Source organism: Stenotrophomonas sp. AGC87, from assembly GCF_057333975.1.
The window spans coordinates 1-1515 of record NZ_JBHFHW010000033.1 but is presented as its reverse complement, the minus strand read 5'-3'; the positions used below and the strand labels follow the sequence as shown (position 1 = coordinate 1515).

Below are 1515 nucleotides of genomic sequence, written 5' to 3'. Positions count from 1 at the left end.
CGCGCTCCCCCCGCGCTTGTTGATGAGCAGCATGGATGGATGACGCGTTGATGAAAAAGATCGACGAAAACGCTTGACGAATTTTCAGAAGTCTTTAGTATTCGCTCCCTCGCTGCGACGCGGTCTTCACCCCGGTGAACACCCACCCGCAGCGACGGCAACAAGCTTCGAAAGAAGGTGTTGACGGAAACGAAAAGCCTGACATAATAGGCGGCTCGCAACGACGAAAGCCTCTGAGGCGAACGACGAAGCGGCATCGGCAACAACGGTTCACTTCGGTGAAACGGCCTTGAAAAAAGGTGTTGACGAAGCAGATAAGCCGGTCTATAATGGGCGGCTCGCAACGACGGAAACGTCGGGGCAAACGGAAGAAGGCGCTGAGGCCGATTCCAAAGTTCTTTGACAGTATGCGCAGGTATCTTGTGAAGGCGCCTGCAGGAAGGATGTATGTCCATCTTGCAGACGTTTGATCAAGCAACATATCAATTGTTTTAAAGCAAGCGAAACGTTGCCAGCGGTCAAGCATCTGCAGCTTTAAATTTTTAGTCTTCGGACTATGCGTTTTTAAGTGAAGAGTTTGATCCTGGCTCAGAGTGAACGCTGGCGGTAGGCCTAACACATGCAAGTCGAACGGCAGCACAGTAAGAGCTTGCTCTTATGGGTGGCGAGTGGCGGACGGGTGAGGAATACATCGGAATCTACCTTTTCGTGGGGGATAACGTAGGGAAACTTACGCTAATACCGCATACGACCTTCGGGTGAAAGCAGGGGACCTTCGGGCCTTGCGCGGATAGATGAGCCGATGTCGGATTAGCTAGTTGGCGGGGTAAAGGCCCACCAAGGCGACGATCCGTAGCTGGTCTGAGAGGATGATCAGCCACACTGGAACTGAGACACGGTCCAGACTCCTACGGGAGGCAGCAGTGGGGAATATTGGACAATGGGCGCAAGCCTGATCCAGCCATACCGCGTGGGTGAAGAAGGCCTTCGGGTTGTAAAGCCCTTTTGTTGGGAAAGAAAAGCAGTCGATTAATACTCGGTTGTTCTGACGGTACCCAAAGAATAAGCACCGGCTAACTTCGTGCCAGCAGCCGCGGTAATACGAAGGGTGCAAGCGTTACTCGGAATTACTGGGCGTAAAGCGTGCGTAGGTGGTTGTTTAAGTCTGTTGTGAAAGCCCTGGGCTCAACCTGGGAATTGCAGTGGATACTGGGCGACTAGAGTGTGGTAGAGGGTAGTGGAATTCCCGGTGTAGCAGTGAAATGCGTAGAGATCGGGAGGAACATCCATGGCGAAGGCAGCTACCTGGACCAACACTGACACTGAGGCACGAAAGCGTGGGGAGCAAACAGGATTAGATACCCTGGTAGTCCACGCCCTAAACGATGCGAACTGGATGTTGGGTGCAATTTGGCACGCAGTATCGAAGCTAACGCGTTAAGTTCGCCGCCTGGGGAGTACGGTCGCAAGACTGAAACTCAAAGGAATTGACGGGGGCCCGCACAAGCGGTGGAG

1 rRNA gene is annotated in these 1515 nt (G+C 53.3%); it reads left to right on the top strand.

Annotated elements, in window-relative coordinates:
• Positions 1-565: 565 nt before the first annotated feature.
• Positions 566-1515 (top strand): 16S ribosomal RNA (locus ACE026_RS13510); the annotation flags it as partial.